The 21,106-nt window shown below is 72.0% G+C and carries 18 protein-coding genes; 10 read left to right on the top strand and 8 right to left on the bottom strand.

What is annotated here, in order from left to right; translation table 11 throughout:
- The first annotated feature begins 22 nt into the window (after positions 1–22).
- The 4 genes from ACZ7L6_RS06480 to ACZ7L6_RS06465 all read left to right on the top strand — a co-directional run bounded on the left by ACZ7L6_RS06480 (position 23) and on the right by ACZ7L6_RS06465 (position 2,786).
- On the top strand, positions 23–694 hold the full coding sequence (locus ACZ7L6_RS06480) for a phosphatase PAP2 family protein (RefSeq protein WP_471920847.1): 672 nt from the start codon (positions 23–25) through the stop codon (positions 692–694).
- Positions 691–1,206 carry a hypothetical protein gene (locus tag ACZ7L6_RS06475; RefSeq protein WP_471921783.1) on the top strand — a complete coding sequence of 172 codons (516 nt, stop codon included), beginning with the start codon at positions 691–693 and terminating at the stop codon, positions 1,204–1,206. The genes ACZ7L6_RS06480 and ACZ7L6_RS06475 overlap by 4 nt, the downstream gene beginning before the upstream one ends.
- A gap of 10 nt (positions 1,207–1,216) precedes the next feature.
- On the top strand, positions 1,217–1,948 hold the full coding sequence (locus tag ACZ7L6_RS06470; protein ID WP_471920846.1) for an HAD family hydrolase: 732 nt from the start codon (positions 1,217–1,219) through the stop codon (positions 1,946–1,948).
- A 151-nt stretch (positions 1,949–2,099) separates the two neighbouring features.
- Positions 2,100–2,786 (top strand): TetR/AcrR family transcriptional regulator, encoded by a 687-nt coding sequence (locus ACZ7L6_RS06465; protein WP_471920845.1) that lies wholly within the window; start codon positions 2,100–2,102, stop codon positions 2,784–2,786.
- Here the strand turns inward: ACZ7L6_RS06465 and ACZ7L6_RS06460 are convergent.
- A complete protein-coding gene (locus ACZ7L6_RS06460; RefSeq protein WP_471920844.1) occupies positions 2,774–4,315 on the bottom strand; it encodes an LVIVD repeat-containing protein in 1,542 nt (513 codons plus the stop codon). The genes ACZ7L6_RS06465 and ACZ7L6_RS06460 overlap by 13 nt on opposite strands.
- 24 nt (positions 4,316–4,339) lie before the next feature.
- Here ACZ7L6_RS06460 and ACZ7L6_RS06455 point away from each other — a divergent pair, with 24 nt between their 5' ends.
- Positions 4,340–5,017, top strand: coding sequence for a DUF305 domain-containing protein (locus ACZ7L6_RS06455; RefSeq protein ID WP_471920843.1), 678 nt, complete (start codon positions 4,340–4,342; stop codon positions 5,015–5,017).
- 84 nt (positions 5,018–5,101) lie between these two features.
- Here ACZ7L6_RS06455 and ACZ7L6_RS06450 read toward each other — a convergent pair whose 3' ends face one another.
- On the bottom strand, positions 5,102–5,650 hold the full coding sequence (locus ACZ7L6_RS06450) for a DUF6214 family protein (RefSeq protein WP_471920842.1): 549 nt from the start codon (positions 5,648–5,650) through the stop codon (positions 5,102–5,104).
- A gap of 156 nt (positions 5,651–5,806) precedes the next feature.
- Here ACZ7L6_RS06450 and ACZ7L6_RS06445 point away from each other — a divergent pair, with 156 nt between their 5' ends.
- Positions 5,807–7,150, top strand: coding sequence for an FAD-dependent oxidoreductase (locus ACZ7L6_RS06445; protein WP_471920841.1), 1,344 nt, complete (start codon positions 5,807–5,809; stop codon positions 7,148–7,150).
- A gap of 79 nt (positions 7,151–7,229) precedes the next feature.
- Here ACZ7L6_RS06445 and ACZ7L6_RS06440 read toward each other — a convergent pair whose 3' ends face one another.
- Positions 7,230–7,583, bottom strand: a complete 354-nt coding sequence (locus tag ACZ7L6_RS06440) for an ArsR/SmtB family transcription factor (RefSeq protein WP_471920840.1) — start codon at positions 7,581–7,583, stop codon at positions 7,230–7,232.
- A gap of 145 nt (positions 7,584–7,728) precedes the next feature.
- Here ACZ7L6_RS06440 and ACZ7L6_RS06435 point away from each other — a divergent pair, with 145 nt between their 5' ends.
- Positions 7,729–8,808: an NADH:flavin oxidoreductase/NADH oxidase gene (locus tag ACZ7L6_RS06435; RefSeq protein ID WP_471920839.1), complete on the top strand. Its 1,080-nt coding sequence runs from the start codon at positions 7,729–7,731 to the stop codon at positions 8,806–8,808.
- A gap of 133 nt (positions 8,809–8,941) precedes the next feature.
- On the opposite strand, the gene ACZ7L6_RS06430 is transcribed toward ACZ7L6_RS06435, so the two are convergent.
- Entirely contained in the window at positions 8,942–13,309 is a 4,368-nt protein-coding gene (locus ACZ7L6_RS06430; RefSeq protein WP_471920838.1) for an HAD-IC family P-type ATPase, read from the bottom strand.
- Positions 13,310–13,467: 158 nt separating this feature from the next.
- Positions 13,468–14,790 (bottom strand): extracellular catalytic domain type 1 short-chain-length polyhydroxyalkanoate depolymerase, encoded by a 1,323-nt coding sequence (locus ACZ7L6_RS06425; protein ID WP_471920837.1) that lies wholly within the window; start codon positions 14,788–14,790, stop codon positions 13,468–13,470.
- Between the two features lie 360 nt (positions 14,791–15,150).
- Here ACZ7L6_RS06425 and ACZ7L6_RS06420 point away from each other — a divergent pair, with 360 nt between their 5' ends.
- Both ACZ7L6_RS06420 and ACZ7L6_RS06415 read left to right on the top strand, forming a co-directional pair.
- A complete protein-coding gene (locus ACZ7L6_RS06420) occupies positions 15,151–16,134 on the top strand; it encodes a pectate lyase family protein (RefSeq protein WP_471920836.1) in 984 nt (327 codons plus the stop codon).
- A gap of 48 nt (positions 16,135–16,182) precedes the next feature.
- Entirely contained in the window at positions 16,183–16,965 is a 783-nt protein-coding gene (locus ACZ7L6_RS06415) for a pectate lyase (protein ID WP_471920835.1), read from the top strand.
- A gap of 192 nt (positions 16,966–17,157) precedes the next feature.
- Here the strand turns inward: ACZ7L6_RS06415 and ACZ7L6_RS06410 are convergent, their stop codons facing one another.
- Positions 17,158–17,925, bottom strand: a complete 768-nt coding sequence (locus tag ACZ7L6_RS06410) for a PaaX family transcriptional regulator C-terminal domain-containing protein (protein WP_471920834.1) — start codon at positions 17,923–17,925, stop codon at positions 17,158–17,160.
- 80 nt (positions 17,926–18,005) lie between these two features.
- Here ACZ7L6_RS06410 and ACZ7L6_RS06405 point away from each other — a divergent pair, with 80 nt between their 5' ends.
- Entirely contained in the window at positions 18,006–19,721 is a 1,716-nt protein-coding gene (locus ACZ7L6_RS06405) for an acyl-CoA dehydrogenase family protein (protein ID WP_471920833.1), read from the top strand.
- 96 nt (positions 19,722–19,817) lie between these two features.
- Here ACZ7L6_RS06405 and ACZ7L6_RS06400 read toward each other — a convergent pair whose 3' ends face one another.
- Together ACZ7L6_RS06400 and ACZ7L6_RS06395 are read right to left on the bottom strand one after the other, a co-directional pair.
- Complete coding sequence (locus tag ACZ7L6_RS06400; RefSeq protein WP_471920832.1) at positions 19,818–20,297, bottom strand: HIT family protein; 480 nt, start codon at positions 20,295–20,297, stop codon at positions 19,818–19,820.
- 19 nt (positions 20,298–20,316) lie between these two features.
- Positions 20,317–20,904, bottom strand: coding sequence for an Rv1733c family protein (locus tag ACZ7L6_RS06395; RefSeq protein ID WP_471920831.1), 588 nt, complete (start codon positions 20,902–20,904; stop codon positions 20,317–20,319).
- Positions 20,905–21,106 lie beyond the last annotated feature (202 nt).

Genomic DNA, 21,106 nt, shown 5'->3' with positions numbered 1-21,106 from the left:
ATCGGTCGGCGAGGATCGCAGTATGCACACCCAGTCCGTCGAGTCCCCGCCCCGCCCGCCGGCCGAGCGCGGCAACGCCCGCTGGGCCGCTGCCCTGGCGCTGTGCTCCGCGCTGCTGCTCGCCCTGGTCGCGGTCCGGTGGTATCCGCTGATGACCTTCGACGGCGACATCGCCGAGACCACGCACCGCTGGGCGGTCGAGGAGACCGGCGTCACGCATACGTTCCGCATCCTGACGGACTGGGTCTGGGATCCGTGGACGATGCGCATCCTGGCCGCCGCGGTCGCGATCTGGCTGGTGTGGCGCAGAGCGGCACGCTGGACGGCCGTATGGCTGGCGGCCACATGTGCGCTCGCCACACTGATCCAGCAGACCCTCAAGGCCCTGGTCGATCGCCCGCGCCCCGTGTGGCCCGACCCCGTCGACTCCGCCCACTACTCCGCCTTCCCCTCGGGCCACGCCATGACGGCCACGGTGGTCTGCGGCCTCCTGCTGTGGCTCCTGCACCAGCACGGCGCCGCACGCGCCGTGTGGCGCACGGCCGTCGCCGTGGCCGTGGTCTCCGTGGCGGGCGTCGGTCTGACCCGGGTGTGGCTGGGCGTCCACTGGGCCACGGACGTCGTCGGCGGCTGGCTGCTGGGCGCGCTGGTCGTGGCCCTGGCGGTGGGGGTGCACGCCCGGTGGCGGACCTGACCGCGCCCGAGCGCCGCTACCGCTATGTGGGGCCGGCCGGGTTGAGCGCCGTCGCCGGCCCGGACACCGAGGGCCGCGTCGTACGAACGGCCGACGACCTCGGCACGTGGGCGGCGGAGTGGGCGGGGGCCGAACGGGACGAGCCGTTCACGTACGTCGTCGGCACCGACGGATGGCTTCGGCTCGCCGCCCGCCGGAGCGAGCACGTGGCGTGCGCCGGGGGTGGTGACGTCCTGGCCGCGGGTGAGATGCGGTTCGAGCAGGCCTCGGGGTGCTGGTCGGCCGTGGAGGTCAGCAACCAGTCGACCGGTTACTGCCCCGACCTCGGTTCGTGGCCCGCGGTCGCACGCGCCCTCGACCGGGCCGGGGTCGCGCACCCGGGCCGTTTCACGCACGAGGTGGTGTTCCGGCGTTGTGAGGACTGCGCCGAGTGCGCCATCGTGCGCGAGGGCGACTTCGTCTGCGTCTTCTGTGGCAGCGATCTTCCCGCGCGGTGGAACATCGCCCCGTAGGATCCGCAGCATGACCGCAGTCCTGTTCGATTTCTCCGGCACCCTCTTCCGTGTCGAGTCCACCGAGTCCTGGCTGCGCGGGGCGCTCGCCGAGGCCCAGCTGGAGCTCGACGACGCCGAGTTGACCGAGGCGGCGCAGGCGCTGGAGGCGATGGGGGCGCTGCCGGGCGGGGCCGAGCCCGCCTGGCTGCCCGAGGACGTGGCCAGCGTCTGGGGAGTGCGGGACAAGAGCGCGGAGCTGCACCGGGCCGCCTACACCGGGCTCTCCCGGCAGGTACAGCTGCCCGACGACCGGTTGCACGACCTGCTCTACGACCGCCACATGGCCCCGGCCGCGTGGCTGCCGTACCCGGATGCCGCCGAGGTGCTGCGGACCCTGCGCGAACGGGGCGTCGGCGTCGGGGTGGTCAGCAACATCGGCTGGGATCTGCGGCCGGTGTTCCGGGAGCACGGACTCGACCCGTACGTGGACACCTACGTGCTGTCGTACGAGCACGGCATCCAGAAGCCCGACCCCCGGCTCTTCACCGTCGCCTGCGCGGCGCTCGGCGCCGATCCGCGGGACGTCGTCATGGTCGGCGACAACCGCCGGGCGGACGGCGGTGCGGCGGCCCTGGGCTGTGCGGTGCACTTCGTGGACCATCTGCCGGCGGCACAGCGACCGGACGCGCTGCGGCCGGTGCTGGATCTCGTGGCCGCCGCCCCACGGGTGAACGGCACCGGCCTCCCGAGGAACAAGTAGCCGTCGGCCACACTCCCGGGAGGCCGCGCCCACCCTGGACGATCCCCCGCGTCGCCCAGGGCAGACGGCGACTCCGACCAGGCCATATCGAGGCCGGACCGGAAGCACTGAGTATAGTTGGCTGGCAGCCAGTCAACGCAGGAGTTACAGCATGTCCCCGCGAAGCGCCTCGGTCAATGAAGAGTTGCGGCGGCGTTCGCGGGAGCGGCTTCTGCAGGCGGCGGTCGAGCTGGTGAGCGAGCGGGGTTACGAGGCCACGACGCTGGGTGACATCGCGGACCGGGCGGGCTCGGCGCGCGGTCTGGTGTCGTACTACTTCCCCGGCAAACGCCGCCTGGTGCAGTCCGCCGTACACCGCCTGATGCACCGCACGCTGGAGGAGGCTCTGGAGCGCGAGCCGCGCACCGAGGACGGCCGGGAGCGGATGGCCCGCGCCATCGACGCGATCCTGGGCCTGGCCCGGGACCGGCCCGTGCTGATGCGCCAGCACATGGCGGGGATCCTGGAGGGCGAGGGCTTCGTGCAGTGCCCGGAGCAGCGGCGGCTGGCCGAACTCCTGCGGGACACCTGCGTACGCTACGGATCGCCGGACGCCGACGCCGACTACCCGATGCTGCGCGCCCTGCTCATGGGCGCGGTGTTCGCGGCGCTGGTGCCCGGAGTGCCGATGTCCGTTCCGGTGCTGCGGGCCGAGCTGTTCCAGCGCTACCGGCTGGAGTGGGAGCTGGGCGTCCCGCCGGACCCGGAGGCCGAGCCCGGCGGGACGTGCGACACGGATCTGTCGCGGTTCTTCGCTACCGGGTCAGCACCCGGCTGCCCGGACGGTCAGTCGAAGTAGTCCGGCTGCGTCTGGACGTTGAGTTCGCGCAGCTTGACCCAGCGGGCCGGGTCGGTGCGCCGGTCGTTGATCTTCAGGACGTCGAAGCCCCTGGCCATCTCGTTCGAGTAGATGTAGCCGTTGTAGTAGTACGCCGACCACGAACCGGCAGTCCTGATGGTGTCGGTGGTGAGCGGGCCCCGGTCGAAGTAGGCGATCTCCTTCGGGTTGGCCGAGTCGGTGAAGTCCCAGACGGAGATGCCGCCCTGGTACCAAGCCTGGACCATGAGGTCGCGGCCCTTGACCGGGATCAGCGAGCCGTTGTGGGCGACGCAGTTCTCGGTGTCCGCCTGGTGGCGCGGGATCTTGAAGTAGCTGCGGAAGACGAGCTTGCGCTTGTCGCCCTTGCCGACGATGTCGTAGATGCCGTCGGCGCCGCGGTCCGGGCCGATGGCCGCGTTGCAGGTGGCCGCGCTGCCGCCGCCCAACTCGTCGGTGAAGACGACCTTGTTGGCCTTCTGGTTGAAGGTCGCCGAGTGCCAGAACGCGAAGTTGACGTTGTCCTGGACCTGGTCGATGACCTTCGGGTGCTCCGGGTCCGCGATGGAGAACAGGATGCCGTCGCCCATGCAGGCACCGGCCGCCAGGTCCTTCGAGGGCAGCACCGTGATGTCGTGGCAGCCGGTGGTCTTGGAGACACCCGGGTTGGTGGGCGCGCCCGGGTTGCCGCCGCCGTCCGGGCCCTCACCGGGGAACAGCACCGGGAAGCCCACGACTGCCGCCTTCTCGGGGGCGCTGCGCGGCACCTTGATGACGGAGATGCCGTCGTGCGGCGGCTGGCAGTCGGGGTAGGTGGCGTTCGGCGAGTACGAGGAGACGTAGACGTAGACGTTCCGGCGCTCGGGCACCAGCGTGTGGGTGTGCGAGCCGCAGGCGGTCTCCACGGCGGCGACGTACTTCGGGTTGGCCTTGTCGCTGATGTCGAAGACCTTCATGCCCTCCCACGACGACTTCTCGGTCGCGGGCTGCGTGGTGCTGTTGCAACTGCTGTCGCTGCGCGAGGAGTCGGTGGACAGGAACAGCAGGTTGCCGGAGACGGAGACGTCGTTCTGCGAGCCCGGGCACAGCACCTGAGCGACCGTCTTCGGTGACTTCGGGTCGCTGATGTCGAAGATGCGGAAGCCGTCGTAGTTGCCCGCGAAGGCGTACCTGCCCTGGAAGGCGAGGTCCGAATTGGTGCCCGGCAGCACGTCCTTGGGGACGTTGGTCACGTGCTCGATGTTGTCGGAGTGGACGATTTCGTCCTGGCCGGGTATCTCGCCGTCCGCGAGAGCCTCCCGCACTTCGGCCCGGGTGCTCTCGGAGACCTTCTGCTCCTTGGCGGGGCCGTCCCCGGGGTCGGGGGTCGCGGCAGCCGGCTGCGCGGTGAGCAGCGCGCCGAGGAGTCCGGCGGCAGCGGCGGCAACTCCCAAGCGTCTGCGGCGCGTTCGGGGATTGCTGAACAGGATCACTGTTTTCCTCCCTTGTCCGTTCGCACTGGAACGGTTCATGCAAGCCCGAGTATCGTCTGCGCCATGCACATATCAACAGGGGGCAATGAACATGTAACGAGGACGGCCTTTCGCCGGGCACCCGTCTTCGCTGCCGCACTGACCGTGCTCGCGCTCGGCGGCTGCGACTCCGATCCCAAGTCGGCGGAGGAGAGCGGACCTTCGGTGATCGTGCCCGGCAAGCCCGGTGAGGAGAACCGGAAACTGTCCGCCGAGGAGGCCGCGCGGCAGCGTGCCGAGGACGACTCCCCCAACTCGGCGGACGTCTCCTATGCCCGGATGATGATCGAGCATCATCAACAGGCCCTGGGGATGACCGAACTGGCCCCGGACCGCGCCGAGTCGGCGAAGGTGAAGGCCCTCGCGGAGCGGATCGCCGCCGCGCAGGGTCCGGAGATCACGGCCATGAAGGGCTGGCTGAAGAACCACGGCAAGACCGAGAAGGCCGAGAAGAGCGACGGCCACGAGCATGCCGCGATGCCCGGCATGGCGACCGAGGCACAGCTCGGGAAGCTGCGCGCCGCGCAGGGCAAGGCGTTCGACCAGCTGTTCCTCACGTTGATGATCACCCATCACGAGGGGGCGATCACCATGGCCACGGAGGTGAAGGGGCAGGGCAACAACATCCAGATCGAGGAGATGGCCGACGAGGTGGTCGCCCAGCAGACGAGCGAGATCACCCGGATGCGGGACATGCTCTGACGGACCCGCACGGCAGGGACTCCGCCGCCCGTACGGCTTCCGCCGCCGACCCGCTCGCCACGGCCCCCGCCTCCGAGATCGCGCTCAGCGGCGGGCCCGGCGCCGCGTCAGGAAGCCGGCGTCGCGTGCCTGCCCGATCAGCCTGAGCGACTTCCGGCGGCCGTGCCCCGTGGCGCTCATCACCGCGAGGACGGGGTCGATGCCCTGCTCCTGGGCCGCCCGGTACTGCTGCGCGATCAGCCAGCGTCCCTCGACACCCCGCGGCCAGGCCGACCCGGCCCCTGCCCCGCTCGGCGCGGCGTCCGCATCGCCCGGTTCGCCGGTGTCCGGTTCGGTGCCGTCCGGTACGGCCCCGATCCCGCACGCGTCGAAGAGCGGATCCTCGATCCAGTCGGCGAGCGCCGCGAGGTCGTCGAGGGACAGCGCCGGCTCGGCCCGTACGTCCTCGATGGAGACGCACTCCCCGGTCACCACGGCATGCGCGTCGACCCGGGCGCCGTCGCCGAACTCCAGCCGGACACCGAACCACGTCGTGGCACCGGCACCGTCCCGCACTTCCCACGCGGGCCACACGGAGACGGTGCCCTCCGCCGGACGACGATCGGAAAGATTAAGAAAGGATGCTTCCAGCACACACGCAACGTAACCGCATGATCACATTCCATACTGAACGAACACGCGTCCCGTACGGCGCACAGCACCCTGTCAGCGGAGCGGCCGCGGTGCGATGCTGGACTCGAGAGCGACTCCTGAAGATCCCCGAAGAGCCCTCGGACAAGGAGTTCCGCCGTGCTGCATGTCGCCGTCATCGGCTCGGGGCCGAGCGGGTGCTACACCGCCCAGAGCCTGGTACAGCAGGACCCCGACGTGGTCGTCGACGTCCTGGACCGGCTGCCGTGCCCGTACGGCCTGGTGCGGTACGGGGTGGCGCCGGACCACGAGAAGATCAAATCCCTCCAGAACAACCTGCGCACGGTCCTGGAGCACGAGCGTGTGCGGTTCCTCGGCGGCGTCCAGGTCGGCCCGGGCGGGGTGCCGGCCGCCCGGCTGCGGGAGCTGTACCACGCGGTCGTGTACTGCGTGGGCGCCGCCACCGACCGGCACCTCGGGATCCCCGGTGAGGACCTGCCGGGCAGCTGGTCGGCGACCGAGTTCGTGTCCTGGTACAGCGCCCACCCGGACGCCGTCGACGACGGTTTCGTACGCGACGCGCGCTCCGCGGTGGTCATCGGCGTCGGGAACGTCGCGGTGGACGTCACGCGGATGCTCGCGCGGGGCCCGGCGGAGCTCACCCCCACGGACATGCCGCACGCGGCCCTCACCGCCCTCGCCGCGAGCCGGGTCACCGACATCAGCATGGTGGGGCGGCGCGGCCCCTCGCAGGCCCGCTTCACGACCAAGGAGCTGCGTGAGCTCGGCACGCTGCCCGACACGGACGTGACCGTGGATCCGGCAGAGCTGGCGATGGACCCGGCCTACACCGACCCCTCCGGCCTGCCCGCACCGCAGCGCCGCAACGTGGAGGTGCTGCGCGGCTGGGCCGAGACCCCGCCGCAGGACGCCCGCCACCACATCCGCCTGCGCTTCTTCCTGCGCCCCGTCGAACTCCTCGCCGAAGCGGGCCGCGTGGGCGCGGTGCGCTTCGAGCGGACGGCACCCGACGGTCAGGGCGGGGTGCGGGGCACGGGTCACTACGAGGACATCGAGGCCCAGCTGGTGCTGCGTTCGGTGGGTTACCGCGGAGTGCCCCTGGAGGGACTGCCCTTCGACCCGGCGACCGGCACGGTGCCGAACCTCGCCGGCCGCGTCCTGCGCGAGGGCCTCGTCGCGCCGGGCGAGTACGTGGCGGGCTGGATCAAGCGTGGCCCGACCGGCGTCATCGGCACGAACCGTCCGTGTGCGAAGGAGACGGTGACGTCCCTGCTGGAGGACGCCGCCATGCTCGTACAAAGGCAACTGCCGGAGGATCCGCTCACGGCTCTGCGAGCCGAGGGGATCGAGCCCGTCGAGTGGTCCGGCTGGCAGTCGATCGAACGTGCCGAAGCGGAACTCGGGGCGTCGCTGGGGCGGGGTGTGGTGAAACTCCCCGACTGGCAGTCGCTAATGACCGCCGCTCACGGCAACGTCCTTTAGGGGCGCGGGGCTGTATCGATTTTGCGGCTCCGCCGCGTGGGCGTGACCAGCCACGCACAACCCGCACGCGAAAGCGAGTTCAGACGCCGCCGAGGCGGCCGGCCTGGCGGGTGGCGGCGCCGAGGAGGGCGTCGAGGAGTCCCGGGAAGAGGTCGTCCAGGTCGTCCTTGCGCAGCCCGTTCATCTTGGCCGTGCCCCGGTAGATCTGCTGGATCACACCGCTCTCGCGCAGCACCCGGAAGTGGTGCGTGGTGGTGGACTTGGTGACGGGCAGGTCGAACTGCGAACAGGTGAGCTCGTCGCCGACGGCGGCGAGCTCCCGCACGATCTGCAGCCGCATCGGGTCGGACAGCGCGTGCAGCACGCCTTCCAGACGGATCTCCTCGCGCGTCGGGTGCGGGAGGTCTCGGCTGCTGACGGCGGGGCTGGTCACGGCGGCTCCACTTCGCTCGGGCTCCCTCGCTCGGGACCCTCTCTCGGACTTCCCCATTGTACGAGACTTCTCGTAGTTTGACAGTTGCCGTACTACGATGCCTATCGTACGACGACCACAGGTCCCGTGACGAATGGAGTCCGCCGTGAGTGCGCTCTTCCAGCCCTACACCCTGCGCGATGTGACGATCCCGAACCGGGTGTGGATGCCGCCGATGTGCCAGTACTCGGCCGCCCCGGAGGGCCCCGACACGGGCGCCCCCGCCGACTGGCACTTCGCGCACTACGCGGCCCGCGCGGCCGGCGGCACGGGGCTGATCATCGTCGAGGCAACGGCAGTCAGCCCCGAGGGCCGGATCTCCCCGTACGACCTGGGTATCTGGAACGACACCCAGACCGAGGCGTTCCGCCGGATCACACGGTTCCTGGTGTCGCAGGGCACGGTTCCGGGCATCCAGCTGGCCCACGCCGGCCGCAAGGCGTCGACCGACCGGCCCTGGAAGGGCGGTGCGCCGGTGGGGCCGGACGCGTACGGGTGGCAGCCGGTGGCGCCGAGCGCGGTCGCGTTCGCCGAGGGGCACCCGGTGCCGAGGGAGCTGACGGTCGCCGAGATCCGGGAGATCGTGGGGCAGTTCGCGGCCGCCGCGCGCCGGGCGCTCGCCGCCGGCTTCGAGGTGGCCGAGATCCATGGCGCCCACGGCTATCTGATCAACGAGTTCCTCTCGCCGTACTCCAACCACCGCACCGACGCGTACGGCGGCTCGTACGAGAACCGCACCCGTTTCGCCCTCGAAGTCGTGGACGCCGTACGGGAGGTGTGGCCGGACGACAAGCCGCTGTTCTTCCGTATCTCGGCGACGGACTGGCTGGAGGAGGACGGCTGGACCGCCGACGACACGGTCCGCTTCGCCGCCGAGCTCCGGGCCCACGGCGTCGATCTGCTCGACGTGTCCACCGGGGGCAACGCGTCCGCCGTGCGTATCCCCGTCGGGCCGGGTTATCAGGTGCCGTTCGCGGCGCGGGTGAAGGCCGCGACGGCCATGCCGGTTGCCGCGGTGGGGTTGATCACCGACGTCGAACAGGCCGAGAAGATCGTCGCGAACGGGGAGGCGGATGCGGTGTTGCTCGGCCGGGAGTTGCTGCGCACCCCGTCTTGGGCGCGGCAGGCTGCTCGGGAGCTCGGGGGCGATGTGCACGTGCCCGAGCAGTACCACCGGTCTGTTTGATCGCCTACTCGTAGGGGTGGCTTGTGTGGTGGGGCGGCTGCGGGTTCGTCGTGGCTGGTCGCGCCCACGCGGCGGAGCCGCACATCGATACAGCCCCGCGCCGCTTTCGTCGGCACAGTCACCTCGGCCGAGATCACCCAGTCGACACACGCTGCATGACGGCCCGCTCCAGGTACGGCACCGCCCGCTGCCCCGTCACCGCGAGTGCGATCGACGCTGCGACGCCCGCCCAGGCGAGGGGACCGAGCGGGGTGCAGCCGAAGAGGTGGCTGAGGCCGGGGGTCTCGACCAGGACGAAGAGGGCGGCCGCCGAGCCGAGGGCGGTGGCGCGGACCAGCGGGCTGCCCCGGCGGTCGGCCAGGGTCTGGGCGAGCTGCGTGCCGACCACCGCGCACAGGGCCATCGTGGTGGAGCGGCGGGCGGTGCCCGGGGTGAAGCGGCCGATCAGCCAGGCGGACGTGGCGCCCAGCGTGGTGGTCAGGGCGCGGTGCCGGATCTTGCGGATCAGCGGGGCGCCCAGGAGCGAGGTGCCCAGCGGTTCGGTGCCTTCGGGGGTGCCGTGGTCGCCCTGGCCCGGCTCCCCCACCTCCGCCACCTCGGATCCCGTGCCCGTGCGATCCCCCGCCGATTCCGCCTGCGCCCCCTCCGGCTCCTTCGGCGTCACGGCGACCGCCATGGCGGGGAACAGGTCCGTGAACAGGTTCACCAGCAGCATCTGGCGGGTCGACAACGGTGCCGCGCCCGACAGCAGCGTGCCGAGCAGGCCGAAGCCCACCTCGCCGGCGTTGCCGCCGATCAGGATGGCGATGGCGTCGGCGACGCTGTGCCACAGGGCCCGGCCCTCGGTGACGGCCTCGATCAGGACCGTCATGTCGCCGTCGGTGAGGACCAGGTCGGCCGCGTTGCGGGCGGCCGCCGAGCCGCGGGCGCTGATGCCGACGCCGATGTCGGCGGCGCGGATGGCCGCCGCGTCGTTGGCTCCGTCGCCGACCATGCCGACCACCCGGCCGGCGTCCCGCAGCGCCTCGACGACCTGGAGCTTCTGCTCGGGCGCGACCCGGGCCACCACGCCCATGTCGGCCAGCATCCGCGCGCGTTCCTCCCGGTCCGCGGACGCCAGCTCGTCGCCGGTGACCACGCCGGTGTCCTCGGGCCAGCCCAGTTCCGCGGCGATCGCCCGGGCGGTCTGCGGGTGGTCGCCGGTCAGCATGACGGGCCGTACGCCCGCTTTCCGCAGCCCCTCGACGAGGGCCGTGGAGGTGTCGCGCGGCATGTCGGCGAGGGCGAGCAGGCCGGTGAACTCCAGCTTCTCCAGGGGCTGTTCGAGAGCGTCCGCCGCGTCGTCCGACGGGTCCAACGGGCGCCGGGCCACCGCGAGGACGCGCAGTCCGTCGCCGGCGAGCGCCTGGGCCGCCTCCGTCGCCGACGAGGGCAGGCCGACGCAGGCGGGCAGCACCGTCTCGGGGGCTCCCTTGACCACGAGCACCGGGGTGCCGTCCTCGGCCCGGCCGACGGCGGCGGCGTAACCGCGGCCGGCCTCGAAGGGCAGTCCCTCGATCTGGGACCACTCGGGGTCCGGAGCGGCCGCGTCCAGGACTGCCTCGTCGGTGGCGTGGACGGGCTTGTCCGAGCCGCCGTTGAGCTGCGGGCAGGCGCGGGCCGCGGTCCGCAACGTGGCGTCGGCCGCCGCCTCGGCCGGCGTGTGGACCGTGCCGTCCGCGTCGGTCACGCGCACCAGACGCAGCCGGTTCTCGGTGAGGGTGCCGGTCTTGTCGAAGCAGACGGTGTCCATCCGCCCGAGCGCCTCCAGGGTGCGCGGAGCCCGGACGAGGACTCCCCTGCGGCTCAGCCGGCGGGCGGCCGCCAGCTGCGCCACGGTCGCCACCAGCGGCAGCCCCTCGGGCACCGCGGCCACGGCCACCGCGACCCCGCCGCTCACGGCGCGGCGGATCGGCGCGCCGCGCAGCAGCGACAGGGCCGTCACCCCGGCGCCGCCCGCCAGGGTCAACGGCAGGGCCTTGTCGGTGAGTTCCCGCAGCCTGGCCTGTACGCCGGCGGACGGTGGCTTGCGGGCGGCGAGAGACACGGCCCGCGCGGCCTCCGTCCGCTCCCCGGTGTCGACGACGACGGCCCGGGCCTCGCCGGCCACCACGGTCGTGCCCTCGAACACCATGCAGCGGCGGTCGGGCACCGCGGCGTCCGGTGTCGGGTCGGTCGCCTTGGCGGCGGGCAGGGACTCGCCGGTGAGCGCGGACTCGTCCACTTCCAGGCCGTCCTCCCACAGCAGACGGGCGTCGGCGGGGACCACGTCGTCCGCGCGGAGCTCGATCACGTCGCCGGGACGGAGTTTGGTGGCGTCCACGAGGTGCGGCCGGGACGCGGGTTCCTCGGTCGTCACGCGCGCCTTCTGCTTCTGCTTGGCCAGCAGCCCGGACAGCGCCCGCTCGGCCCGCATCCGCTGGACGCCGCCGACCAGGGCGTTCAGATCGAGCGCACCGACGACCAGCAGGGCGTCCACGACGGAGCCGAGGATGGCTTCGGCGGCCGAGCCCACGGCCAGCACCGGGGTGAGGGGGTCGTCGAGTTCGCCGCGCACGGCCCGGGCAAGCTGCAGCGGCCCGCTCAGCGGTGCGAACACACGCTTGCGGCCCATCGTGCGAACCGCGTTCCGCGCGCGATCCGCGACCTGCTCGGACAGGGTCGGCTCCGGGCCCTCCTCGTGCTCCAGCCGGTCGCGGACCTCGGTGGGCTCCAGTTCGTGCCAGGCCACGCGCGGGCGGGGGTGCGGGGCGCGGGCCACCGCCACGCCGAGCGCCGCACGTGCCCCGGACAGCAGGGCCCAGGCCGCGCTCACGTCGACCGGCGTGTGGCGCAGTCCGGGCCACGGCGTGGGACGGCCGCGCCGGGACTGGCCGATGGCCACCAGGATCCCGGACAGGGCGGCGCCGGACCGGGCCAGGGTCTGCGACCTGCGCCCGACCCCGCGCGCGACCGGGACAGCCCGCAGCAGCCGCCACAGGTCTGCCGGACCGTGCGGGGCGAGCACGTCCGCGCCCCAGACCAGGGCCCCGTCCCGGTCGGTGAGGGCGACGGCCACGTCGCCGGCGAGCAGCCCGGTGACGACGTCCTCGTCGTCCGGGCCCGGCCGGGCGACCGTGACGACGACGCCTTCCTCGCCCCGCAAGGCGTCCACCACTTCGCTCAGTGGCCGCTCGTCGCGCACCACTTGGTCGGCCAGGCTCGTGAAGTCGGCCAGGGCCGGGTCGTCCACCATCACGACGCGCAGCCCCGCGCGCCGCGCCGCGTCCAGTACGGCCTCCGCCCAAGGGTCCGCGCCCGCGCCGGGGCTGCGCAGTGCGCTCGGGTGCAGGACGACCGTGTCGGCCATCTCCAGCTGCCGCAGCCGTTCTGTGTCGCGTACGAGGACGCCCGTGCGGGCCAGTGCGGTACTGAGTACGGCGTGGAAGGCGGCGGGCCCGTAGCGCGCCGCCTTGGGAGAGCCCGCGAGCACGGCCTCCGCCGCCTCGGTGCCGTCGTGCTTGACCAGCAGCGTGGCCAGGGCGCCCACCAGGCTGCCGGTTTCGGCGTGCGCGGCGTACTCCTGGGCCGGAGCGGTGCGCAGCGGCGGGCGCGGGCAGTGGTCCCCGGCCACGCTGCACCGGCCGGGCACGCAGACCTCGTCGTGGACCATGTCGAACGCCGCCGCGCGCGCCACCGTCTCCGCCAGCTGCAGCGAGCGCAGCGCACCGTCGAGCACCAGAGCGGTCGGGGTCCGGCCGGCACCGTGCGCGGCCGCGTTCGCGAAGGCCAGTGCCATGTCCATGCGTGAGCGGCCGAGCCGGGCCCGCAGCCAACCGCGGAAGCGCGGGTTCTCCCGCATCAGCGTCACCAGCGCGGTCACCGCCCGGGGCGAGGCCGGCAGGCGCAGGCCGTGGCCGATGAACGCGGCCGCGATGCCGAGCCCGTCCGCGGCCAGCGTCAGTGCGGCGGCCCGCACTCCGGCAGGGTCGGCCGGGTGGACGATCTCGTCCACCGCCTGGTCCGTCTGGGCCAGGCCGTGCCGTGCCGCGATCTCGGTCGCCTTCTCCACCACCCGGTCGCTGACCGACTCCTCGACGGCTGTCACCACCAGCCGGCGCAGCCCGCCGTCCCAGTAGGCGAGGGCGACGTCGGGCCGCTCCGCCAGCGCCTCGGCGACCCGGCGCGCCGCGTGCTCCACCCCGCCCGCCCGCTGGACCCGGTCCGGCGCCGCGGGCCGCAGTGCGAGGTGGGTCCGGGTGCCCGACCGCCAGGGATGCGGGCGGAAGGGCAGGGTGTTGCGGGCGACGCGCACGACACGCCCCGCGGTGTCCATCGTGCGTACACCTGCCCGGGCCGTCCCGGCCACGGCTCCCGCGGCTGCCCCCATCGCGGGAGCCGCACCCCTGGCGAGCAGCCGCGGCCCGGCCGAGACCAACCCGGCCGCGGCGGCCGTCGGACGTGTGAGCAGTCCCAGTACCATCGCTTGCCCTCGCTCCGCCTCACTCGACAGCGCCTTCCGTGCGGCCCGGGTTCCCGTAAAACGGCATGTCATCCGCGCACGGAAGATCGTCGTGGCCGAAAGCTCACGGTCCGGCCACGCCATGGACCGGCGCGTCAGGCGGACGTGGGAGCAGCGCGTCAGGCGGACGTACAGGCCGTCCCGTTCAGCGTGAAGGCGCCGGGCGCCGCATTGTTCCCGCCGTGGATCGCCTGGTAGCCGATGCTCACGCTCGCTCCTGGCGCGAGCGCCGCGTTGTACGGGGCGTTGGCCGCCGTCACCGCGCCGGAGGCCGGAGTGTACGTGGCTCCCCAGCCGTTCGTGATCGTCTGGCCTGCGGGCAGGGTGAAGCCGAGCTTCCAGCTGCTGATCGCCGTCGTGCTCGTGTTGGTGATCGTCAGTGAGGCGGTCAGACCCGTGTTCCAGGCGTTGGTGGTGGCGGTCACCTTGCAGGCGCCGGGCTGTGGCTGGGGGGCGGGGCCGCCGCTGTCCAGGCCGAAGAAGGTGAGCACCCGGGCCGCCATGCCGTAGCCGTAGAGGTTGTGGCCGACGCCCTGGAGGCTGATCGCCTCAATGGGGGCCCGGTCACCGGTGCCGCCGTAGCGGGTGCGGGTCCAGCCGGACTGGGGCGTGTCGGTGGCGGCCGGGGTCTGGCTGATGCCCTGGACGTTCGTCCACTGCTTGATCATCTCCCCGAAGTTGGGGTAGCGCAGGACGTCGTCCTCGGTGCCGTGCCACAGCTGCATACGGGGCCTGGGCCCGGTGTAGCCGGGGTAGGCGCCGCGCACCAGGTCGCCCCACTCCTGCGGGGTGTGGGTCACGGTGCCGTTCGCGCAGGCGCTGTTCCACTCGGAGCCGTCGGTGGTGGCGAAGCAGCCGAAGGGGACGCCCGAGAAGGCGGCGCCCGCGGCGAACACGTCGGGGTAGTCGCCGAGCAGGACGTTCGTCATCATCGCGCCGGAGGAGATGCCGGTGGCGAAGACCCTGCCGGTGTCGGCGTCGTAGGTGCGGGTGACCCAGTCGACCATTGACTTGATGCCGACCGGGTCGCTGCCGCCGCCCCGCTTCAGCGCCTGCGGCGAGGACACGTCGAAGCACTTGCTGCTGCGGGTGACGGACGGGTAGACCACGACGAACCCGTACTGGTCGGCGAGCGTGTCGTACTCCGTGCCGTTGTACATGTCCGGGCCGGAGCCGGTGCACCAGTGCACGGCCACGAGGACGGCCGGGTTGGGCCGGACGCTGTCCGGCACATACAGGTACATGCGCAGGTTGCTCGGATTGGTGCCGAAGTCGGTGACCTCGGTGAGCGTCGCGGTGGGGACGACGTCGGCCTCGGTGCGGGCGGAGGCCGCGGGGGCGGTGAGGAGCAGTGCCGCGACCAACGGCAGGAGTGCTGCGAGGAGGGCGACGAGTTTCGCGCGCAGCGGTCTTCTCGGGGTGGTGCGGGTGGGGGTGGGCACGTCCTTGTCCCTTCTGGTCACGGCTCGTGGACGTGGTGCGAGGTGGGGTGGATCAGCAGGAGCTGTAGGTCAGGGCAGCAGGGGGAAAGCGTCGGGAGGCATCGTGACATGGACACGTCCGTCATGGAAGCGCTCCCACGGCCATCCGTGAGAGAGCCCTTGCCGCCTGGCAGTCCTGACCGAATTCCTCTGCGCAAAGCGTTGACTAGAAAGCGCTTGCACCCTACGTTCCGTTCAACAGCGTGACCGAGCCGCACAGCAACACCCCCACACGGTGACCCTGTCCGCGCAAGGCGTTCCACATGAAGTACGTCGTTCACACACATGATCGAGTAAGTCCTTCTGAAAGGACGCACCCGCATGCGCACTCTCCCCCCACATGCACGCCCGCAAAGAGCCGCACTGGCGTCGGCCGCCACAGTCGCCCTCGCCGCCGCGGCCATCCTCGTCCTGCCCCCACCCACCGCCGGGGCGGCGGAAACCTCGGCCATCGGCTTCGGCGCCGGGACGACCGGTGGCGGCAGCGCCTCGGCGGTCACCGTCTCGAGCCTGGCCGCCTTCAAGTCGGCGGTGACCGGCAACTCGGCCAAGGTCGTCCGGGTCAACGGCCTTATCTCGCTGAGCGGCCAGGTCGACGTCGGCTCCAACACGACGGTGCTGGGCGTGGGTTCGTCGTCCGGCTTCACCGGGGGCGGGCTGCGGCTGAAGAACGTCACCAACGTCGTCGTCCGCAACCTGAACATCAGCAAGCCGGTGGCGCCGTCCGACGGCATCACGGTCCAGGCGTCGACGAAGGTGTGGATCGACCACAACTCCTTCTCGGCCGACCGCGATCACGACAAGGACTACTACGACGGCCTGCTGGACATCAATCACGGCTCGGACAACGTCACGGTGTCCTGGAACACCTTCAAGGACCACTTCAAGGGCTCACTCGTCGGCCACAGCGACAACAACGCGAGCGAGGACACCGGCCACCTGAAGGTGACGTACCACCACAACCACTTCAGCAACGTCTACTCGCGCATCCCCAGCCTGCGCTTCGGCACCGGGCACTTCTACAACAACTACGTGGCCGGCGCGGACACCGCCTGCCACTCGCGCATGGGCGCCCAGATGCTCGTGGAGAACAACGTCTTCCGTGACACGAAGGTCGCTGTGACCACGAACCGCAGCAGTGACGTCGACGGCTACGCCAATCTGCGCGGCAACGATCTCGGCGGGGCCGCGACCGAGATCTCCCGGGTCGGCACCTTCACCACGCCGCCCTACAGCTACACCGCGGAGCCCGCGTCCACGGTCGCCGCCTCGGTGATGTCCGGCGCGGGCGCCGGAAAGATCTGACCACCCCACCCCATCCGACCACCCCCAACTGGAAGAAGGCATCGGGACATGACTTCGCCAGGAAAGCCCCGCGCCCGCCGGCGCGCTCTGACCGGCGGCCTGGCCGCACTCGGCCTCTCGTCTGTCATGATCGCAACAATCGGGGCGCCACCCGCGAGCGCCGCCACGTGGCCGACGCCCAACGGCAGCCAGGGGACCTCCTCCACCATCTCCGTGTCCGGCACCAAGGACTACGGCATGAAGCGGTACTACGGCACCGGCGACCTGGCCGGTGACGGCCAGGAGGAGGGCCAGGACCCGATCTTCAAGCTCGCGCCCGGCGCGACACTGAAGAACGTCATCATCGGCGCGCCCGGCGCCGACGGCATCCACTGCGAGGGCAACTGCACGCTGCAGAACGTGTGGTGGGAGGACGTCGGCGAGGACGCGGCGACCTTCCGGGGCGGCTCCACGTACAACGTGATCGGCGGTGGCGCCAAGAAGGCCGCCGACAAGGTCTTCCAGCACAACGGGCCCGGCACGGTGAACATCTCCAACTTCGCCGTCAGCGAGTTCAAGACGCTGTACCGCTCGTGCGGCGACTGCTCCACGCAGTACACGCGCAAGGTCAATCTCAGCAACATCGAGGTGACCGGCACGGGGTCGACCGCACGCCTCGTCGGCATCAACGTCAACCGGGGCGACGTGGCGACGCTGCGCGGCATCACGATCCTCAACGACGCGAGCCGCAAGGTCATCCCCTGCCAGAAGTACAACAACAACACCGCCGTGGGTACGGGCCCCGACAGCACGAACTGCCTGTACTCCAGCTCGGACATCACCTACAGGTGATTCCTCGCGCCCACCGATAGTCCCCCCACGGTGAAGGCGGCCGTCCGAGGCGTCCCCGCACGGCGCTTCGGACGGCCGCCGTGTCGTTTTCGTACGGCCACCCCCGCGTCGTCGGGCGGTCTCCACGCGCGTGTGCCTCCTCGGCCGGCTTGCCGCCCCCACGCGCGCGTGCCCCTCACCCGCGCATGCCCCTCACGCCGTCTGCTCCTCCTGGTCACGCACGCGTGCGGCGTCGGCCACCTCGCGCCGGTAGTCCGCGTAGGCGGCGCGCAGCCGGGGGCCCGGCCAGTCGGGTGGGAGGAGTTCGGGTGGCAGCACCGGGTCGGCCAGCAGGTGCCGTACGACCGCCGCGAAGGCGGTGAAGCGGTCCGACGGATGCCGCGCACGCGCGACATGGGCGAGCAGGGCGTGTCCCGTGCCGCTCCACGCGTCCAGCGGCCACAGGCTCGCGGCCAGCTCGCGCGCGGGGCGGTCGGGGCGGGCCGTACAGCGCTCGGCGACCTGGCCGAGGTGGTCCGGCAGGGGACGGAGCAGATTGGCGGGCCGCAGCCAGACGCCCTCGCGCAGCTCGGCGAGCCGGAGCCGGGTCAACTCGTTGCGCAGTTCCGCGCGTTCGGCGGGGCCGCGGCCCGTGGCGGTGACCACGACCATCTCCCAGTCCCCGTCCCAGGGAAGGGTCTCGGGGTGGACCGCCTCGTCCTGGCGGCGCTGGCGTTCCAGCAGCCGGTCGCTGAGCCCGTAGACCGTGTCCGCGCGCCACAGGTCCCCGGCCGCCACCATCCGGCTGAGCGCGGCCCGCAGGGTGGACCCCGCGATGCCGAACGGCTCCACGCTGCGCACCAGGTCCTTCACCGGCAACTCGGGCGGATGCAGACCCAGCAGCAGGCTCAGGACGACCGACCGGGCGGACAGCGGACGCAGCTCCACCTCGTCGGCCTGCGGTGACGGGTTGTTCGGCATGGCCACGACTGTACGGGGGCAGGTGACGCAGACGTATTACAGGATTGCTGCAACCGTCGCCGTGATGCAACACTGGCGGCATGGTCTCGATACTCGCGCAGGAGCAGTCCGGTGCCGCACAGGAGCGATCCGGTACCGCGCAGGAGCCGTCCGGGCAGTACGCCACCCATGACGTCACCAACCAGCCCCCTCCCCTGCCTCCGTACGACGCCTCCGAGGACGCGGCCCTGCTCGAGGGGCTGCGTCGCGAGGGCGCCGCGTGGGCCGAGGAGGACATCCGGCGGCTCGGCCTGCGGGCCGGGAGCGCCGAGGCGCAGGAGTGGGGTGAGCAGGCCAACCGGCACGAGCCGGAGCTGCGGACGCACGACCGGTACGGGCATCGCGTCGACGAGGTCGAGTTCCATCCCAGCTGGCATCACCTGATGCGGGTCGCCGTCGGCGAAGGCCTTGCGGCGGCGCCCTGGGCGGACGAGCGGCCCGGTGCCCATGTCGCCCGGACCGCCGGCGGGCTGGTGTGGGGGCACACCGAGGCGGGGCACGGCTGTCCGACGTCGATGACGTACGCGGCCGTCCCCGTGCTGCGCCGGCAGCCCGAGCTCGCGAAGGTCTACGAACCCCTGCTGACCAGCCGGGAGTACGACCCGGGGCTGCGCGTGCCGACCGAGAAGCGCGGTCTGCTCGCGGGCATGGGGATGACCGAGAAGCAGGGCGGCTCCGACGTCCGTACGAACACGACGACGGCGACACCGACGGCCGAACCCGGCGTGTACACGCTGCGCGGGCACAAGTGGTTCACCTCGGCGCCCATGTGCGACGTCTTCCTGGTGCTGGCCCAGGCGCCGGGCGGCCTCTCCTGCTTCCTCGTGCCGCGTGTCCTGCCCGACGGCAGCCGCAACACCTTCCGCATCCAGCGCCTGAAGGACAAGCTGGGCAACCGCTCCAACGCCTCCTCCGAGCCCGAGTTCGACGGGACCGTCGCCTGGCTGGTCGGGCCCGAGGGACGGGGCGTCAAGACGATCATCGAGATGGTCAACTGCACCCGGCTGGACTGCGTGATGTCCTCCGCGACGCTGATGCGCAAGACGCTCGTCGAGGCGGGGCACCATGTGCGCCACCGCAGTGCCTTCGGGGCACGGCTGATCGACCAGCCGCTGATGCGCAACGTCCTGGCCGACCTCGCGCTGGAGTCCGAGGCCGCCACGACGCTCACGCTACGGCTGGCCGGTGCGGCCGACCGTACGGTGCGCGGGGACGACACGGACGGCACGGAGGCGGCGTTCCGCCGGATCGCCACGGCCGTCGGCAAGTACTGGGTCACCAAGCGGGGTCCGGCCTTCACCGCGGAGGCCCTCGAGTGCCTGGGCGGCAACGGCTACGTCGAGGAGTCGGGCATGCCCCGCCACTACCGCGAGGCTCCGCTGCTGTCGATCTGGGAGGGCTCGGGGAACGTCAACGCCCTCGATGTCCTGCGGGCGTTGGGCAAGGAGCCGGGTACCGCGGAGGCCCTCTTCGCGGAACTCGCCCTGGCACAGGGTGCGGACGCCCGGCTGGACGCGTCCGTCACCCGCCTGAAGGCCCTGCTGGCGAGCGGCTCCGAGGCCGGCGCCCGACGCCTGGTCGAGCTGATGGCCCTGACCCTCCAGGCCTCCCTGCTGGTCCGCCACGCCCCCGCGGCGGTGGCCGACGCCTTCTGCGCGACCCGGCTGGGGGGCGACTGGGGGCATGCGTTCGGGACGCTGCCGGACGGCGCGGATGTGGACGCGATCTTGGGGCGGGCGTTGCCGGGCGGGGAGTGAGGCTTGGGCGAGATGATCGGACGTCCACCGCCCGGGCCGGTCGGTCAGGCGGTGGACGTCGCCGGAGAGTGTGGCGCGGCCGGTGATCTGCCGCCCTCAGCTCGCCGCACGCAGGCGGTCCAGCTCGTCCCCGATCGCCTTGCGCAGCGGGTCGTGCTGCGGACCGAGTGCGAAGCGGTCGTCGGCCCATCTGTCGCGGGGGTAGAGCCACACCGGCTTGTGCACCAATTCCGCCGGCTCCCACTCGAACCGTGGCCACACGTGCGCGTGCAAGAAGCCGTCGGTGTTGCCGAGGATCTCCAGATTGACCCGACGGAAGCCCGTATCCATGCGGCGGGACGCACGCTCGACCGCTTCGCCGAGTCGGTCCATGTCGGACAGAAACGCCAGCCGCTTGCCCCTCGGCAGGTCCGACAGTCGCTCCACCTCGGGATCATCCACCAGGAGCACCGAGTAGCCCGGCAGGAACTGCACATCGCCGATCACTGCGAACCCCGCCGACAAGCGCCGCAGCACGGTGGGGTTCTCCCCTCGCAGTGCGCTCTCGATCCGATTCACGCGCCAGTCAGCGACCATGGCTCGAACCTACCCGGCGTCACCCGGTCGTCCGCCCACTCCACAACGGCCCGAACCGCGCCCATTCATAGCCCCACTGGTCGATGCGCCGGCTCTCCAGGCGGCTGCGCAGGGCGCGGCCGGCGACGAAGGGTACGGATGCGGCGCACACGCCCGCGAGGCCGCCGACCAGGGTGGCGCGTGAGCGGGCCTCGGAGGGGGAGGCGGGCTTGGTGACCAGGCGGCCCTGAGGGTCCGTCCAGACGGTGACCGGTGTGCCGACGCCGCTGCCGGGCCGGACACGGGCCTGACCGGTGTGCGCGGAACCGTCCTGCGCGCTCCAGCGGACCTTCGCCCACACGCTTGCGGTGCTCGGCGTACCCGAGCGCGAGTCCGCGGTGCCCGGTGCCTGCTCGGTGAGCAGGGCGACGACGGGCCGCCACTCGACGCGCTCCCGGGCCATGCCCCGCTCCACGGTGTGGGCCGTAGTCAGGCCGGCCAGCACTCCGGTGAGGACGGTGAGCGCCCAGGCGGCGAGCAGGACCCAGGCTTCCACCGCATCGGCCCGGCGCTTGAGCGGATTGCGCCGCCAACGCCACAGCCACGTCTTCGGACCACGGAACGCCATCGGCGGCTTCCTCCTCATGAGCGCACGAACATGCCGGACCGACCGCCCTCCCATACGGCGGACGGCCGCCGCCTGCTCAGGGCACGTACCCGGAGTCGACCGTCGCACGGCGCCTCGCACCCATGAGGGCGACTTCGCGAAAGCACCCCGGCGCTCCCGGCAGCGGGCTATCATCGCCGCCCTGACCTGCGACGTCAGCGTT

It is taken from the genome of Streptomyces sp. NPDC107522 (genome assembly GCF_055657525.1).
This window is presented reverse-complemented; position numbering and strand designations above follow the sequence as displayed.

Coding starts and splice junctions, on each gene's coding strand:
- ACZ7L6_RS06465 (WP_471920845.1), top strand. CDS start 2,100: ATGTCCCCGCGAAGCGCCTCGGTCAATGAAGAGTTGCGGCGGCGTTCG.
- ACZ7L6_RS06430 (WP_471920838.1), bottom strand. CDS start 13,309: ATGGTACTGGGACTGCTCACACGTCCGACGGCCGCCGCGGCCGGGTTG.
- ACZ7L6_RS06395 (WP_471920831.1), bottom strand. CDS start 20,904: ATGGCGTTCCGTGGTCCGAAGACGTGGCTGTGGCGTTGGCGGCGCAAT.
- ACZ7L6_RS06470 (WP_471920846.1), top strand. CDS start 1,217: ATGACCGCAGTCCTGTTCGATTTCTCCGGCACCCTCTTCCGTGTCGAG.
- ACZ7L6_RS06420 (WP_471920836.1), top strand. CDS start 15,151: ATGCGCACTCTCCCCCCACATGCACGCCCGCAAAGAGCCGCACTGGCG.
- ACZ7L6_RS06400 (WP_471920832.1), bottom strand. CDS start 20,297: ATGGTCGCTGACTGGCGCGTGAATCGGATCGAGAGCGCACTGCGAGGG.
- ACZ7L6_RS06455 (WP_471920843.1), top strand. CDS start 4,340: ATGCACATATCAACAGGGGGCAATGAACATGTAACGAGGACGGCCTTT.
- ACZ7L6_RS06405 (WP_471920833.1), top strand. CDS start 18,006: ATGGTCTCGATACTCGCGCAGGAGCAGTCCGGTGCCGCACAGGAGCGA.
- ACZ7L6_RS06415 (WP_471920835.1), top strand. CDS start 16,183: ATGACTTCGCCAGGAAAGCCCCGCGCCCGCCGGCGCGCTCTGACCGGC.
- ACZ7L6_RS06480 (WP_471920847.1), top strand. CDS start 23: ATGCACACCCAGTCCGTCGAGTCCCCGCCCCGCCCGCCGGCCGAGCGC.
- ACZ7L6_RS06460 (WP_471920844.1), bottom strand. CDS start 4,315: ATGAACCGTTCCAGTGCGAACGGACAAGGGAGGAAAACAGTGATCCTG.
- ACZ7L6_RS06410 (WP_471920834.1), bottom strand. CDS start 17,925: ATGCCGAACAACCCGTCACCGCAGGCCGACGAGGTGGAGCTGCGTCCG.